General features: G+C 71.6%; 14 protein-coding genes. 11 read left to right on the forward strand and 3 right to left on the reverse strand.

Features of this window, described 5'->3' with window-relative positions; translation table 11 throughout:
- Positions 1–5 precede the first annotated feature (5 nt).
- Together Q2K21_RS05570 and Q2K21_RS05575 are read left to right on the forward strand one after the other, a co-directional pair.
- Positions 6–980, forward strand: a complete 975-nt coding sequence (locus tag Q2K21_RS05570; RefSeq protein ID WP_310766030.1) for an ABC transporter ATP-binding protein — start codon at positions 6–8, stop codon at positions 978–980.
- Positions 973–2055 carry an ABC transporter ATP-binding protein gene (locus Q2K21_RS05575; RefSeq protein WP_310766032.1) on the forward strand — a complete coding sequence of 361 codons (1083 nt, stop codon included), beginning with the start codon at positions 973–975 and terminating at the stop codon, positions 2053–2055. The genes Q2K21_RS05570 and Q2K21_RS05575 overlap by 8 nt, the downstream gene beginning before the upstream one ends.
- Positions 2056–2207: 152 nt before the next feature.
- On the opposite strand, the gene Q2K21_RS05580 is transcribed toward Q2K21_RS05575, so the two are convergent.
- Positions 2208–4328: a prolyl oligopeptidase family serine peptidase gene (locus Q2K21_RS05580; RefSeq protein ID WP_310766035.1), complete on the reverse strand. Its 2121-nt coding sequence runs from the start codon at positions 4326–4328 to the stop codon at positions 2208–2210.
- Between the two features lie 203 nt (positions 4329–4531).
- Here Q2K21_RS05580 and Q2K21_RS05585 point away from each other — a divergent pair, with 203 nt between their 5' ends.
- The 8 genes from Q2K21_RS05585 (at position 4532) to Q2K21_RS05620 (ending at position 12390) form a co-directional block, all read left to right on the forward strand.
- Positions 4532–4726 (forward strand): hypothetical protein, encoded by a 195-nt coding sequence (locus Q2K21_RS05585; protein ID WP_310766038.1) that lies wholly within the window; start codon positions 4532–4534, stop codon positions 4724–4726.
- 50 nt (positions 4727–4776) lie between these two features.
- Positions 4777–5739 (forward strand): N-acetyl-1-D-myo-inositol-2-amino-2-deoxy-alpha-D-glucopyranoside deacetylase, encoded by a 963-nt coding sequence (gene mshB, locus Q2K21_RS05590; protein WP_310766040.1) that lies wholly within the window; start codon positions 4777–4779, stop codon positions 5737–5739.
- Positions 5739–6134: a DUF6113 family protein gene (locus Q2K21_RS05595; protein ID WP_310780646.1), complete on the forward strand. Its 396-nt coding sequence runs from the start codon at positions 5739–5741 to the stop codon at positions 6132–6134. The genes mshB and Q2K21_RS05595 overlap by 1 nt, the downstream gene beginning before the upstream one ends.
- A gap of 249 nt (positions 6135–6383) precedes the next feature.
- Positions 6384–8750: a hypothetical protein gene (locus Q2K21_RS05600; protein WP_310766042.1), complete on the forward strand. Its 2367-nt coding sequence runs from the start codon at positions 6384–6386 to the stop codon at positions 8748–8750.
- Between the two features lie 148 nt (positions 8751–8898).
- A complete protein-coding gene (locus Q2K21_RS05605; RefSeq protein ID WP_310766044.1) occupies positions 8899–9825 on the forward strand; it encodes an ABC transporter ATP-binding protein in 927 nt (308 codons plus the stop codon).
- Entirely contained in the window at positions 9819–10580 is a 762-nt protein-coding gene (locus tag Q2K21_RS05610; RefSeq protein WP_310766046.1) for an ABC transporter permease, read from the forward strand. The genes Q2K21_RS05605 and Q2K21_RS05610 overlap by 7 nt, the downstream gene beginning before the upstream one ends.
- Before the next feature lie 5 nt (positions 10581–10585).
- Positions 10586–11779: a sensor histidine kinase gene (locus tag Q2K21_RS05615; protein WP_310780648.1), complete on the forward strand. Its 1194-nt coding sequence runs from the start codon at positions 10586–10588 to the stop codon at positions 11777–11779.
- Positions 11776–12390: a response regulator transcription factor gene (locus tag Q2K21_RS05620; protein ID WP_310766048.1), complete on the forward strand. Its 615-nt coding sequence runs from the start codon at positions 11776–11778 to the stop codon at positions 12388–12390. Before Q2K21_RS05615 ends, Q2K21_RS05620 begins: the two co-directional genes overlap by 4 nt.
- A 131-nt stretch (positions 12391–12521) precedes the next feature.
- Here Q2K21_RS05620 and Q2K21_RS05625 read toward each other — a convergent pair whose 3' ends face one another.
- Complete coding sequence (locus Q2K21_RS05625; protein WP_310766050.1) at positions 12522–13373, reverse strand: transglutaminase-like domain-containing protein; 852 nt, start codon at positions 13371–13373, stop codon at positions 12522–12524.
- Positions 13374–13386: 13 nt separating this feature from the next.
- Complete coding sequence (locus tag Q2K21_RS05630; RefSeq protein ID WP_310766053.1) at positions 13387–14436, reverse strand: GNAT family N-acetyltransferase; 1050 nt, start codon at positions 14434–14436, stop codon at positions 13387–13389.
- 140 nt (positions 14437–14576) lie between these two features.
- On the opposite strand from Q2K21_RS05630, the gene fdxA reads away from it, so the two are divergent.
- Positions 14577–14897: a ferredoxin gene (fdxA, locus tag Q2K21_RS05635; RefSeq protein ID WP_043443616.1), complete on the forward strand. Its 321-nt coding sequence runs from the start codon at positions 14577–14579 to the stop codon at positions 14895–14897.
- The last annotated feature ends 93 nt before the right edge of the window (positions 14898–14990 follow it).

Raw genomic sequence — 14990 nt, forward strand, 5'->3', positions numbered from 1 at the left:
CGGCCGTGCTGCTGGAAGTGCGCGACCTGCACGTGGAGTTCCGGACCCGGGACGGGATCGCCAAGGCCGTGGGCGGCGTCAGCTACGGCGTGGACGCGGGCGAGACGCTCGCCGTGCTCGGCGAGTCCGGCTCCGGTAAGTCCGTCACCGCGCAGGCCGTCATGGGGATCCTCGACATGCCTCCCGGCCGGATCACCGGCGGCGAGATCCTCTTCCAAGGGCAGGACCTGCTCCGGCTGAAAGAAGAGGAGCGGCGCAGGATCCGCGGCGCGCAGATGGCGATGATCTTCCAGGACGCGCTGTCCTCGTTGAACCCCGTGCTCTCCGTCGGCGACCAGCTCGGCGAGATGTTCGTCGTGCACCGGGGCATGTCGAAGAAGGACGCGCGCGCCAAGGCCGTCGACCTCATGGACCGGGTGCGGATCCCGGCCGCCGCGCAGCGCGTGCGCGACTATCCGCACCAGTTCTCCGGCGGTATGCGCCAGCGCATCATGATCGCCATGGCGCTGGCGCTGGAGCCCGCGCTGATCATCGCCGACGAGCCCACCACCGCCCTCGACGTCACCGTCCAGGCCCAGGTCATGGACCTGCTCGCGGAATTGCAGCGCGAGTACCGCATGGGCCTCGTCCTCATCACCCATGACCTCGGCGTCGTCGCGGACGTCGCCGACCGGATCGCCGTCATGTACGCGGGCCGGATCGTCGAGTCCGCCCCCGTGCACGACATCTACAAGGCGCCCGCACACCCCTATACGCGGGGCCTGCTCGACTCCATCCCGCGGCTCGACCGGAAGGGCAAGGAGCTCTATGCCATCAAGGGCCTGCCGCCGAATCTCATGAACATCCCGCCGGGCTGTGCCTTCCACCCGCGCTGCCCCATGGCCCAGGACGTGTGCCGGACCGATGTGCCCCCGCTCTACGAGGTCTCCGACGACCGGGTGAGCGCCTGCCACTTCTGGAGGGAGTGCCTGCATGGCTGAGCCGATTCTTGAGGTCAGCGGGCTGGTCAAGCACTACCCGCTCACCCGGGGGATCCTCTTCAAGAAGCAGATCGGCGCGGTCAGGGCGGTCGACGGCGTCGACTTCACCCTCGGTCGGGGCGAAACCCTCGGCATCGTCGGCGAGTCCGGCTGCGGCAAGTCGACGGTCGCGAGGATGCTGGTCAATCTGGAGAAGCCGACGGCCGGTTCGATCCGGTACAAGGGCGAGGACATCACCAGGCTCTCCGGACGCGCCCTGAAGTCCGTGCGGCGCAACATCCAGATGGTGTTCCAGGACCCGTACACCTCCCTCAACCCCCGCATGACCGTGGGCGACATCATCGGGGAGCCGTACGAGATCCATCCCGAGGTGGCACCCAAGGGCGACCGGCGCCGACGGGTGCGGGAGCTGCTCGACGTGGTCGGGCTCAACCCCGAGTTCATCAACCGCTATCCGCACCAGTTCTCCGGCGGCCAGCGCCAACGCATCGGAATCGCACGGGGTCTGGCGCTGCGCCCGGAGATCATCGTCGCCGACGAACCGGTGTCCGCCCTCGACGTGTCCGTGCAGGCCCAGGTGGTCAACCTGCTGGAGAAACTCCAGAGCGAGTTCGGCCTGGCGTACGTGTTCATCGCGCACGACCTGTCGATCGTGCGGCACATCTCCGACCGGGTCGGGGTGATGTACCTGGGGCGGATCATGGAGATCGGCAGGGACGCGGAGATCTACGACCATCCGACGCACCCTTATACCCAGGCCCTGTTGTCCGCCGTGCCGGTGCCCGACCCGGGGGCGCGCCGGCGCCGGGAGCGGATCATCCTGAGCGGTGACGTGCCGTCCCCGATGGACATCCCCTCCGGCTGCCGTTTCCGTACGCGCTGCTGGAAGGCGCGGGAGCGGTGCGCTCTGGAGGTGCCGCCGCTCGCGGTGCCCGAGGAGTTCCGTCCGGCCGCGGGGCCGGCCGCCCACGACTCGGCGTGCCTCTTCGCGGAGGACAAGCCCATGGTGCCCGCGCAGGAACGGCCCGAAGAGCCGCCGCCCGCAGAGGAGGTGCGGCCCGATGAGTCTGCATAAGCACACAAACGCACACGAAGCTCGTTAACACGCAGGCAACTCGGCCGACGCGGTTCCGATATACGGACGCAGGAGAGTGAACAGCGTACGGCCGTGCGGGTGCCGTAAACGGGCCGGGGCGCGCCATGTCGCCCCGGCCCGTTGCCGTGGGCTCAGCCCAGTTTCAGAGCGCGGCGCAGGAAGTCCAGCTGGAGCAGCAGCAGGTTCTCGGCGACCGCTTCCTGGGGGGTCATGTGCGTGACCCCGGACAGCGGCAGCACCTCGTGCGGGCGGCCCGCGGCCAGTAGGGCCGAGGACAGGCGCAGGGAGTGGGCCACCACCACGTTGTCGTCCGCCAGACCGTGGATGATCATCATCGGGCGGGCGGGGTCGGCGGCGTCCACCAGGCCCGCGTCGTCGATCAGGGAGTTGCGGCGGTAAACATCGGGCTGCCGGCCCGGGTGCCCCAGGTAACGCTCCTGGTAGTGGGTGTCGTACAGCCGCAGATCCGTCACCGGTGCGCCGACCACGGCCGCGTGGAAGACGTCCGGGCGGCGCAGTGTCGCGAGCGCCGCCAGATAGCCTCCGAAGGACCAGCCGCGGATCGCGACCCGGTTCAGGTCGAGGGGGAAGTCGCCGGCCAGGGCGTGCAGCGCGTCGACCTGGTCCTGGAGCACGACCGCCGCGAGGTCGTCCTTGACCGACTTCTCCCAGGCGGGGGAGCGACCCGGGGTGCCCCGCCCGTCCGCGACGATCACCGCGAAGCCCTGGTCCGCGAACCACTGCGAGGTCAGGTGCGGGTTGTGCGCGGCCACCACGCGCTGGCCGTGCGGGCCGCCGTAGGGATCCATGAGGACGGGGAGGGAGGTGTCACCGTCGTAGTCCGTAGGCATAAGCACGGCGCACGGGATTCGGCGTGCGCCCCCCTGTGTGAGCGTCACGCGCGGGGACAAACCGGGATGTTCCGCATGCGACGCCACAGTCGCCGCGCGCTTTCCCTCGTGCAGCACCTGGGCCTGAGCGCCCGGGCGGGCGAGCGCGGAGGAGACGAGTACGGTCACGCCCCCGGCACGCACCGCCGAGTGCACGCCGGGCTCCTGCGAGACGCGCTCCATGCCGAGCTCGTTGACGCGGTAGACATGGACCTCGCCGACCTCCGGATCGGCGGCGGCCTCGCCGGCCGACGCCGCGACCAGCACATCGTCGTCGGACACGTCGAGCACCGCCCGCACGTGCAACTGCGGTCCTGTCAACGGTCGTTCACCGACCGTGAGCACCCGCGCGCCACCCTCGTCGGCGATCCGCACCAGCTGTCCGGAGGGGCTCCAGCACGGCACACCGGCGAAAAGTTCAAGCCAATGTGGATCTTCATCCGCGTGCACCATGCGGGTCGCCCCGTTGTCCGGGTCCACGGCCAGGAACAGTTGGCTGCGCTGGTCGCGCGCCTGCACCAGAATCAGCGGCGCACCCGCCGCTGACCAGTGCACACGCGCCAGATACGGATAGCGGGACCGGTCCCAGGCAACCTCTGTCCGGGTTCCGTCGAGACTCAGGACGAACAGGCGTACGTCCGCGTTGTCGGTGCCCGCGGCCGGATACGCGACCGGTTGCGGCTCCCGATCCGGGTGCGCCGGATCGGAGATCCACCACCGGCGCACCGGTGCGTCGTCCACGCGCGCCACCAGCAGCCGGTCGGACTCCGGCGACCACCAAAAGCCCCGCGAACGCCCCATCTCCTCGGCCGCGATGAACTCGGCCAATCCATAGGAGACCGATTCCGACTCCCCCTCGGCCAGCGCCCGGTCGCCCTCGCCCTCGGCACCCACCACGCGCAGGGCGCCGCGGGTGACGTACGCGATGTGCCGTCCGTCGGGGGCCGGACGTGGGTCGATCACCGGGCCCGGGACGGGCAGTTCGCGTGCCGTGCCTGCGCGCAGCTCCGCCGTGAAAAGCCGCCCTGACAAGGCGAAGGCCGCCAACTCCACGGCGGTGTCGGTGGCGTAGCCGACGATGCCGGCGCCGCCCTCGCGGCTGCGCTCGCGGCGGGCGCGCTCCTCGGGCGGCAACTGCTCGACGGCGCCCCCGAGCAGCGCCCCCGGATCGGCCGCCGGGCGCTCCGTGCCGTCCGCCACATCGAGGACCCACAACTGGTGCGCGCGGTCCGTCCCGGACGCGGAGCGCAGGAACGCGACACGGGAACCGTCGGGCGCGACGCTGAACGCGCGCGGCGCGCCCAGCGTGAACCGCTGGGTCCGCGCGTGCCGTCGGGGGAAGGAAGCAGGCTCGGTCATCATGCCCCGACCATATTGGCCATGCGCCCCCTTGTGCGGCAGTGCGCCGATCGATGCGCACGTACGGAAAGTTATGATCACTAGCGCATAGTGGGTATGAACCCGCTGGCATCCGGGTGGATTTATCTGTGTGGATGTTTCCGTCCGGACGTTGCCCCCATAGTCCGACCCCCCGCGTCCCTGTGGATCTTTGGAGGTGAGCCGCCGTGGCACTCTCGATTTCGGCGGTGGTGCTGCTGGCGATCATCGTCTTCCTGTTGATCAAGAAGTCAGGGCTGAAGGCCGGGCACGCGGTCGTGTGCATGCTGCTCGGGTTCTACCTCGCCTCGTCGACGGTCGCTCCCACGATCAGCGACCTCACGACGAACATCGCGGGGATGATCGGAAGCATCAAGTTCTGACCTGCACCTCGTAGGGTCTGCGGCGCCGGTCGCCTCGTAGGGTGGGTCCCATGAAGGATCTACCCGACCGGCGTCTGCTGCTGGTGCACGCGCACCCGGACGACGAGTCGATCAACAACGGCGCGACCATGGCCAAGTACGCGGCCGAGGGCGCCCGTGTGACGCTGGTGACCTGCACCCTCGGCGAGGAGGGCGAGGTCATCCCGCCCGCGCTCGCGCACCTCGCGCCCGACCGCGACGACGCGCTGGGCCCGCACCGCGTCGGCGAGCTGGCCGCCGCCATGGCGGAACTCGGCGTCAGCGACCACCGCTTCCTGGGCGGTCCCGGCCGCTACCGCGACTCCGGGATGATGGGCGCCCCGCAGAACCACCGGCCGGGCGCCTTCTGGTCCGCCGACCTCGACGAGGCGGCCGGCCACCTGGTGGCGGTCGTCCGCGAGGTACGGCCACAGGTCCTCATCACCTATGACCCGAACGGCGGCTACGGCCACCCGGACCACATCCAGGCCCACCGCGTCGCCATGCGCGCCGCCGAGCTGGCCGCCGACCCCGGTTTCCGCCCGGACCTCGGCGCGCCCTGGGAGATCGCCAAGATCTACTGGAACCGGGTGCCGCGCCCCGTCGCGGAGTCCGCGTTCGGGCGCCTGCGCGAGGTGCTGGACAAGACGCCCTTCGCCAAGGCCGGATCCGTCGACGACGTCCCCGGAGTGGTCGACGACCCGGTGATCACCACGGAGATCGACGGCGCGGCGTTCGCCGTCGCGAAGGCCTCGGCGATGCGGGCACACGTGACGCAGATCGAGGTCGCCGAGCCGTGGTTCGCGCTCTCCAACGCACTGGCGCAGCCGCTGCTCACCACCGAGTACTACGAGTTGGTGCGCGGCGAGCGGAGCGAGACGGGGGTCCCCTCGGCCGGAGGCCGGGGGAGCGGCGAGACGGGAATCCCCTCGGCCGGGGGCCGGGTGAGCGCCGACCCCCGCGAGACGGATCTGTTCCAAGGAGTGGCCCCATGATGTCCACGGGCAAGCAGTCGAGTGCGCTGGCGCAGCCGTTGAGGCCGCCCTCGGGCGGGCGGATGGCGGCCTACCTGGGCCTCGTCGTGCTCGGCGCGGCGGTCGGCGTGGCGGGCGGTCTCGTGCAATCCGGCTGGTTCCCGGGCGGATTGCTGCTCGCGCTCGCGGGCGCGGCCGGGCTCTTCGTCGGAGGGGCACGGGCCGTGGGCACCCGCGCGGGAGCCATCGCGCCCGCCGCCGGTTGGGTGGTCGCGGTCGTCCTGCTCACCGCCAGCCGGCCGGAGGGGGACTTCCTGTTCGGCGCGGGTGCCGGATCGTACCTCTTCCTGCTCGGCGGCATGGCTGTGGCTGTGATCTGTGCCACCCTTGCCCGGGGGCCGCAACAGGGTGGCTGAGGCGCCCGACTTGGTGAGTGACGTACCGACTTCTCCCCCGCGGGCACGGGATGCCCCCCCGGAATACTGGCGCGTAGGTGGGGATCCCGTGCGGGTTTCCCCGGCGGGCGCGCTCAGCGGGTCGCGGGCGGCCAGTATGGTGGTGCGGCGCCCCCCGAGCCTCCCCCTAGCCCTCGGCTCCGCTCGAGCAGGGGGACCCCCACCTGTTGAGGTCGAGACGGGCGGCGGAGCCAACCGGGAGAACCTGCCTTGAGTCGTGAAACTGACAGTTCGTCCGCCGGCCCCAACGGGCGTGGTGGAGCCGCGTACCCGTCGGGGACGCCGCCGTACGGGACCCCCATGGCTTCCGTGGACGGTGTCGACGCGAGCCGTTCGGCCACGCAACCGGAGGAACGCAAGACCGAGACCACACTGACGACCCGGATCCGGATCAACATCCCCGGATCGCGGCCCATTCCGCCGGTCGTCGTACGCACCCCCGTCGCGGAGGCCGACAGCGCCGAGGAAGCGGGCGCCGACACGAAGGCGCCGAGCTCCATGAGCGGCCCCGGCACCCTCGACGGTCCCGCAGAGCCCGCCGCGCAGGCGCAGGCCGAGGAGAAGACCAGCGACTGGTTCGCGCCCCGCAAGTCCGCGCCCGCCAAGGGCCCGCAGGGCGGCGGGTCGGCCAACGGAGCCGGTCTGCCCGGGGCTTCGGGCATACAGGGCACGGGCGGCGCCCCAGCAGCGCCGGGCGGCTCCGGCGCGGGCGCTGCCCGCCCGGGTGGCCCGGGTGCGAACACCCCGGGTGGCGCACGCCCCGGAGCTTCCGGTGCGCCCGGCGGCTCGGGCGCACGGCCCGCTCCGGGCACGGGCGGATCGGCCCCGCTCGGCGCACGCCCGGGCGGCACCAACGGCAAGGGCCTCCCGGGTGCCACCGGCGCCGGCCCCGTCGCGCCGGGCCACGGCGGCGGCACCGGCTCCTTCGACGTGTCCGACGCGGTGGCCGCCACCACCGCCCAGTTCCCGGTCATCGGCACCGACGACGCGGGCGAGCCCAGCCGCGACGGCCTGCCGTACTTCTCCGACGCGGGCCGGCGCGGCCCTGCCGGCCCTTCCGGTCCGACCGGCGGCCCGGTCACGGGCGACGGCCCCGTCATCCCGCCCGCGGGTCCCTCGGCGGGCCTCCCGAGCCGTAACGCCTCCGGCCCCTCGGCGGGTGGCCCCGGTCGGAACGCCTCCGGCCCGGGCGTCGGCGTCCCCGGTCGGAACGCCTCCGGTCCCTCGGTGGGTGGCCCCGGCCCGAGCGCCGGCGGCCCCGGCCTGCTGGCACCCGGCTTCCCCGGCACGCAGGGCGGCCCGGGTGGTCCGCTCGGACCCGGTGCGCCCGCGGCTCCCGGTGTGCCCGGAGCCGCCCCGGGCCAGGGCCGTCCCGGAGGCGGGATCAGCGACGACACCGCGGTCCTCACCCCCCAGAAGCCCGCCCCCGGAGCGGGTCCGCAGGGCTACGGCGGCCCCCGCGACAACGTCTCCGGGCACACCGTCACCAGCGGCATCCCCGTCGTCCCGCCGGGCGCCCAGATCGGGTCGTTCTCGGACTCCCCCTCCGACGGAGCGGTGGCGCACACGGCCCCGAAGCTGCCCGACCCGCCCAAGACGCAGTCCGCCCCCAGCGGGAAGCCGGCCAAGAAGAAGGGCCGCAGCAAGCTGGTGCTCCTGGTCGGCGGCGTGGTCTTCCTCGGCGGTGTCGCCTACGGCGCCGGGCTGCTGATGAACCACTCCGACGTGCCCAAGGGCACCACCGTGTTCGGCGTCGACATCGGCGGCGGCACCCGCGACGAGGCGATCCAGAAGCTCGACGCCGCCCTGGGCAGCCGTACGGACAAGCCGATCCAGCTGTCGGTCGACGGCAAGACGGTCTCCCTCAAGCCCGACCAGGCGGGCCTCCAGTTCGACAGCAAGGCCACCGTCGCCGCCGCCGCGAAGAGCGACTACAACCCGGTGTCGGTGGTCGGCTCCCTGTTCGGGCAGCAGCGCGCCGTCGAACCCGTCATGCCCGTCGACGTGGAGAAGCTGCAGGCCGCGCTGGAGCGCGCCGGGGGCGGCTCCGGCTCGATGACCGACGGCACGATCAAGTTCGAGTCCGGCAAGGCCGTCGCCGTGTACGGCAAGGCGGGCAAGGGCATCGACGCCGCCGGTGCGACCGCGGCCGTCGAGCAGGCGTACCGCACCCAGGTGGAGACCAACGCGAGCACGTCCGTGAAGGTGCCCACGACCATCAAGCAGCCGACGATCTCGAACGCAGAGGTCGACCGGATGATGAAGGAGTTCGCCGAGCCCGCGATGTCCGAGCGCGTCACCATTCAGACCGACGCGACGCACAGGATCCAGTTCGGCTCCGTGTCACTGCCGAAGATCCTCGGCGTCAAGGCCGTCGGCGGCAAGCTCCAGGAGACGTACGACCTCAACGCGCTCAAGGAGGCGTACGGCAGCACCTTCGACGGTGTCCTGATCACCCGGGGATCCGGCCAGAAGACGGCGGTCACGCCCCAGGACGTCGCCTCGGTGCTGAGCAAGGCGCTGCGCGGCAAGACGGCGGCGGAGCGCATCGGAGTCATCGCGACCAAGCCGAGCTGACCTCTGGTCGTCCGGGTGAACGGAGCCCCTGCCCACACCGGGCAGGGGCTCCGTCGTCCTCCCCCCGGCACGACATGACATCTGTCATGCGGGAGTCACGACACCCGGCACTGACAAAGGCACTTCCCGCGCCGCCACGATGGGTCGCATGACGACGACAGCGGCGGCCACCGGATCGGTGGTCGGGTTCGACCGGGTGACGAAGACCTACGGGGACGTACGGGCCGTGGACGGGCTGACGCTCGATCTGCACCCGGGTGAGACGGTGGCCCTGCTCGGGCCCAACGGAGCGGGCAAGTCGACCACGCTCGACCTGCTGCTCGGGCTCAAGCACCCGGACAGCGGCTCGGTCCGGGTGTTCGGCACCGGCCCGCGCGAGGCCATCGTCGGCGGGCGTGTGGGCGCCATGCTGCAGAGCGGCGGCCTGATGGACGAGGTCACGGTCGGCGAGCTGGTCAAGCTCGCCTGCGATCTGCACCCCAAGCCGTACAAGGTCTCCGACGTGCTCGCCCGCGCGGGCATCTCGCAGATCGCCGGCCGCAAGGTCGACAAGCTCTCCGGCGGCCAGGCCCAGCGCGTCCGCTTCGCCCTCGCCACCGCCGGCGACAGCGACCTGATCGTGCTCGACGAGCCGACCACCGGCATGGACGTCTCCGCCCGCCAGGCCTTCTGGGCCACCATGCGCGAACAGGCCGACCAGGGACGTACGGTCCTGTTCGCCACGCACTACCTGGAAGAGGCCGACGCGATCGCGGACCGCGTGCTCGTCCTGCACCGCGGCCGGCTCCTCGCCGACGGCACCGCCGCCGAGATCAAGGCGAAGGCCGGCGCCCGCCGCATCGCCTTCGACCTTCAGGGCACGATCGACGAAGCTCCGCTGCGCGCCCTGCCCTTCCTCACCTCGATAGACGTATCCGGGCAGACCGTCCGCATCCAGTCCTCCGACGCCGACGCGACCGTCCACGCCCTGTACGGGCTCGGCGTCTACCCCCGCAACCTCGAAGTCGCCGGGCTCGGACTGGAGCAGGCGTTCGTCGCCATCACCGAGGCCGAGGAGGCCAAGCAGTCATGCTGAATACATTTGCTGCGCGGGGCCTGATCAAACTGGAACTCGCCCGCGCCCTGCGCAACCGCAAGTTCCTGTTCTTCTCGGTGATCTACCCGGCGGCCCTGTTCCTGCTCATTTCGAGCACCTCCGGCAGCGCGAACACCAAGGTCACCGGCAGCGGCCTGACCGTCCCGACGTACATGATGGTCTCCATGGCGTCCTTCGGTGCCCTGACCGCCGTGCTCATGGGCAACAGCGAGCGCATCGCCAAGGAGCGCGAGAACGGCTGGGTGAGGCAACTGCGGTTGACCAGCCTGCCCGGGCACGGCTACGTCCTCGCCAAGACCGCCGGCGCCGCCGTGGTCAGCCTGCCGTCCATCGTGGTCGTCTTCGTGGTCGCGGCCACCCTCAAGCACGTCCGCCTGGACCTCTGGCAGTGGCTCGCCCTCACCGGCGCCATCTGGGCCGGCAGCCTCGTCTTCGCCGCGCTCGGCGTCGCCATCGGCTACCTCGCCACCGGGGACGCGGTCCGCCCGATCACCATGATCACCTACTTCGGCCTGTCGATCCTCGGCGGCCTGTGGTGGCCGTCGGCGGTCTTCCCGACCTGGCTCCAGAACATCGCGAAGTGGCTGCCCACGCACGCGTACGCTGCCCTGGGGCAGGCCATCGAACAGAGCCAGGCCCCGCACGCCAAGGACATCGCCATCCTCGTCGTCTTCTTCGCCCTGTTCGCGGGCGGCGCGGCATGGCTGTACCGGAAGGACACGCTGAAGGCGTGAGCGCGATGACGGACGACGGCCTGCACGAGGAAGTCCGCGTGGAGCGGATGATGCGCATGGGGGAGGCCCCGCGCGACATGCGCCAGGCGATGCGCAAGCTGGTGTGGATCCTCCCCTGGCTGGTCTTCCTCAGCTCGCCGGTGAAAGACCTGTCCTCCGGCCACCATACGACCGCCGCCACCACGGCCGGCTGGCTGGGCCTCGCGGCCTTCGTAGGGCTCTATATGACGCTGGTCTTCCGGAACATGGGCAAGCCGTTCTCCGAGCCGGTCGTCGCCGTCCTCGTCGCCGTGCTCGGCACGCTCGCCGTCGTGCTGTGTCTCACCCTCGGTTCCTCGTGGCTCGGCCTCTTCGTGTACGTCTCCGTCGTCTGCGGCGCGACCTTCCCGCTGCGCATCGCGTACTGGACGATCCCGTTGACCACCGCCGTGATGCTGCTCGTGGGGCTGCGTGCCGGGGAGGACGACGCGTGGAGCCTGATCCTCCTGGTGCTGCTCATCGGCTACTCCATGACGGGCATACGGCAACTGGTGCGTACGACCGTGGAGTTGCGCCAGGCCCGCGCCACCGTCGCCCAACTCGCCGCCAACGAGGAACGGCTGCGGCTCGCCCGCGACCTGCACGACCTGCTCGGCCACTCGCTCTCCCTGATCACGTTGAAGAGCGAACTCGCGGGCCGGATGCTCCCCGGCCACCCCGACAAGGCGGCCCAGCAGGTCGCCGACATCGAGCAGGTCAGCCGTCAGGCCCTCGTCGACGTGCGCGAGGCGGTCACCGGCTACCGGCGCCCGCGCCTGGCCGCCGAACTCGCCGGGGCCCGGGTCGCGCTGACGGCGGCCGGAGTCACCGCGAACATACCCGCCGAACCGGACCTCACCGGCGTCCCGGAGGAGAGCGAGTCCGCTCTCGCCTGGGCGCTGCGCGAGGCGATCACCAACGTCGTACGGCACAGCGGCGCCGGGCGCTGCACGGTGGAGCTGCTGAGGCGGCAGACCCTGGACGGACCGGTGCTGGAGGTGGCCGTCGAGGACGACGGCTCGGGCGGTTCGGGCAAGGGCCCCGGCAACGGCCTGACGGGCCTGACAGAGCGGCTGGAGAAGGCGGGCGGGACGCTGGAGGCGGGGCGCGTGAAGCGCGGGTTCCGGCTGGTCGCCCGCGTGCCCGTCGAGACCCCGGCCGACATAGGATCCGGGTCATGAGCCGCACGATCAAGGTCCTGCTCGCCGAGGACCAGTCGATGGTCCGCGAGGCACTGGCCGCCCTGCTCGGCCTGGAGGAGGACATCGATGTCGTCGCCCAGGTCGCCCGCGGCGACGAGGTGCTGGCTGCCGCGCGCGCCCACGAGGTGGACGTGGCGCTGCTGGACATCGAGATGCCCGGCGCCACCGGGATCGAGGCGGCGGCACAGCTGAGCCGGGAGCTGCCGGCGCTCAAGGTGGTCGTCCTCACCACGTTCGGACGCCCCGGCTATCTGCGCTCCGCGATGGAGGCGGGCGCCGACGCGTTCCTGGTGAAGGACGCCCCCGCGGCCCAACTCGCCGAGGCGGTACGCAAGGTGCTCGCCGGGGAACGCGTCATCGACCCGACGCTGGCGGCGGCCGCCCTGGCAGACGGCGCCAACCCGCTGACCGAACGCGAACGCGAGGTCCTGCGGGCGGCGGCGGACGGCTCGACCAACGCGGAACTCGCCGCCACCCTCCACCTCTCCCAGGGCACGGTCCGCAACTACCTCTCCACGGCGATCCAGAAACTGGCGGTACGGAATCGGGCGGAGGCGGTACGGATCGCGAGGGAGAAGGGCTGGTTGTAGGAGGGGGGTGCCCCGAACCGGGCTGCGCCCCGATAGGGGCGCGGGGAACTGCGCGACCAGCCACGACGCGCCCGCACCCGCGTGACGACGAAACCCCTACGGCGCTTGGGCGAGACCACGGCTGCGAAGGCCTAGTTGAGCATGGCTCGGGCCGCCCGAGCCTGCCCCCGCACCCGATCAGCCGCCGTTTCGTCAACGGCAGAGACAACCTCCGCGTACGCGTCCAGCTCCGCGGCCCCCCGCAAGAAATCCCCGCGCTGCACAAGAAGCTGCGCACGCTCGTACCGCAACCGCGCCGGATGCGACGGCAGCAACAGCGACAGCTCGACCGCCCACAGGGCGACATCCGACCGCTCCGGCCGAGTGGCAGCCCACGCACGGATGTTGTTCAACACACGCAACACGACGTCCAGCGGATCGGCGGGCGCGAGCATCGACGGATCGAGCGACGAGCCCGTCGCCCCGGCGACCAGCAACTCGGTGTCGGACCCGCTCAGCAACCGTCCCCCGTCGAACGGATCGGCCAGTACCTGACCCTCCTGCGGGCCGAATCCCACGACGAAGTGCCCCGGCAGCGCGACGCCGTACACCGGAGCCCCGGCCCTGCGGGCCACCTCCATCCAGACCACCGAGAGCAGGATGGGCAGCCCGCGCCGCCGCCGCAGCACCGCGTGCAGCAACGAGGACTCCAGGCGCTCGTAGTCCGCGGCAGAGCCGTGGAACCCGCAGCGCCCGCCGAGGACGTCGGCCAGCGCCATGGCCCAGGCCCGCGGTCCGCCCGGCGCGTACGGCAGCAGTCCGGCCAGCCGGTCCAGCTCGATCTGCGCGGCGTCCATCCCGGCCTCGTCCAGCGTCCCGTCCGCCGCCGCGCCCACGAGCAGACACAGGGCCGCGAGGTCGGGCCGCGCGGACCGTGCCTCGTCGGCGAAGCGCTGCCGCACCTCGGCGGCCCGCTCCGGCTCCGGGGGATAGGGGGCGTGCATGCCTCGAAACCTCTCACACCGCCGGTCCGGCACCGGCGACCGTGGGGCCGCCCGCATCCGGTCCGCGGGAGTCATCCGGCTCCCGGTAGTGGTGATACGCATGATGCGCCGCGAACCCCAGTCGCGTGTACAGCACCCGCGCCCCCGCGTTGTCCGTCTCCACCTGGAGCCATGCCGCCGAGGCGCCCTCGTCGAGGGCCTGCCGGGCCAGCGCGGCCATCACGGCCGTGGCCAGGCCCCGGCGGCGCTGCGCCGGGTCGACCTCGACCGCCGCGAAACCGGCCCACCGCCCGTCGACCACGCACCGCCCGATCGCCGCCGGAGGGGCACCCTCGGCGCCCGGTACCGTCGCGAACCACACCGAGGGCCCGCTGCCCAGTACCTTCAGGGCCACCTCGCCCAGCCCCTTGCGCTGGTAGCGGGCGAGCCATGTCTCGTCGGCCGTGCGGGAGAGCACGACCCCGGGCGCCTCCTGGTCGGCGACGGACGCCAGGGGGCCGGTCCACAGCTCGGCGGTCACCTCCCGCGTCCAGCCGCGCGCCTCCAGCTGGGCGCACAGGAACTCCTGTGTGCCCTCCGCTCCGGTCGCGAGCTGTATGTAGGCGGGCAGGCCGCGGGTGGCGTACCAGCGCCGTACGGCGTCGAGGGCCTCGTCCAGCGGCAGCCCGGGGTCGCCGAGAGGCAGCACCGAATTGGCCCGGCGCGTGAAACCGGAGGCGGCGCGCAGCTCCCACTCGCCGAGCCGCTCCCGTTCCACCGGCTGCCAGGCCCGGGCGGAGATGTGCACCAGTTCCTCGTACGACGCCGCGGGACCCCGGCGACGCGCCGGAGCAGCCGGCACGACCTTGCCCGCGACCAGGGAGGACTCCGTGATCCGGACGCTCTCGCCGTCCCGTCGTGTGATCACCAGCACACCGTTGTCCCATGATGTGAGAACACCGACCGTGTCGGTGAACCGCTCACCCTCGGCGGCATGTTCGTTCCACCGCCGGACGGAGACGCGTTTGCCCACGTCAGCAGTGGTGATACGGACCTCGAGTCGGCCGCCCGCAGAGATTTCCACAGGTCAGTTCACCCCTCCTGTTCGGATCATGCCCAGGAACGGAGATACTAGGTGCGGGCATCGACGACGCCGCGCTCCCGCGCGCCAGGCGGCGGAGCCTGAGGAGGCCCGCCAGCGCCCTATCGAGGAGGAACGACAGCGTGACCTACGTCATCGCAGAGCCTTGTGTCGACGTCAAGGACAAGGCGTGCATCGAGGAGTGCCCGGTCGACTGCATCTACGAGGGCCAGCGGTCCTTGTACATCCACCCGGACGAATGCGTCGACTGTGGAGCCTGTGAGCCGGTGTGCCCGGTTGAGGCCATCTTCTACGAGGATGACACTCCCGAGGAGTGGAAGGACTACTACAAGGCGAACGTCGAGTTCTTCGACGAGCTCGGCTCGCCCGGTGGCGCCAGCAAGCTGGGGCTGATCGAGCGCGACCACCCCTTCATCGCGGCGCTGCCCCCGATGAACCAGTAAGCGGCTCGCACATCTTTGCCGCCTCGGTCCCGTACGGTGCTGCCGCGCCGTACGGGACCGAGGCGTTTTCCGCCCGTACGCTCGTACCGGGGC

Source organism: Streptomyces sp. CGMCC 4.7035, from assembly GCF_031583065.1.
Taxonomy (GTDB): domain Bacteria; phylum Actinomycetota; class Actinomycetes; order Streptomycetales; family Streptomycetaceae; genus Streptomyces; species Streptomyces yaanensis.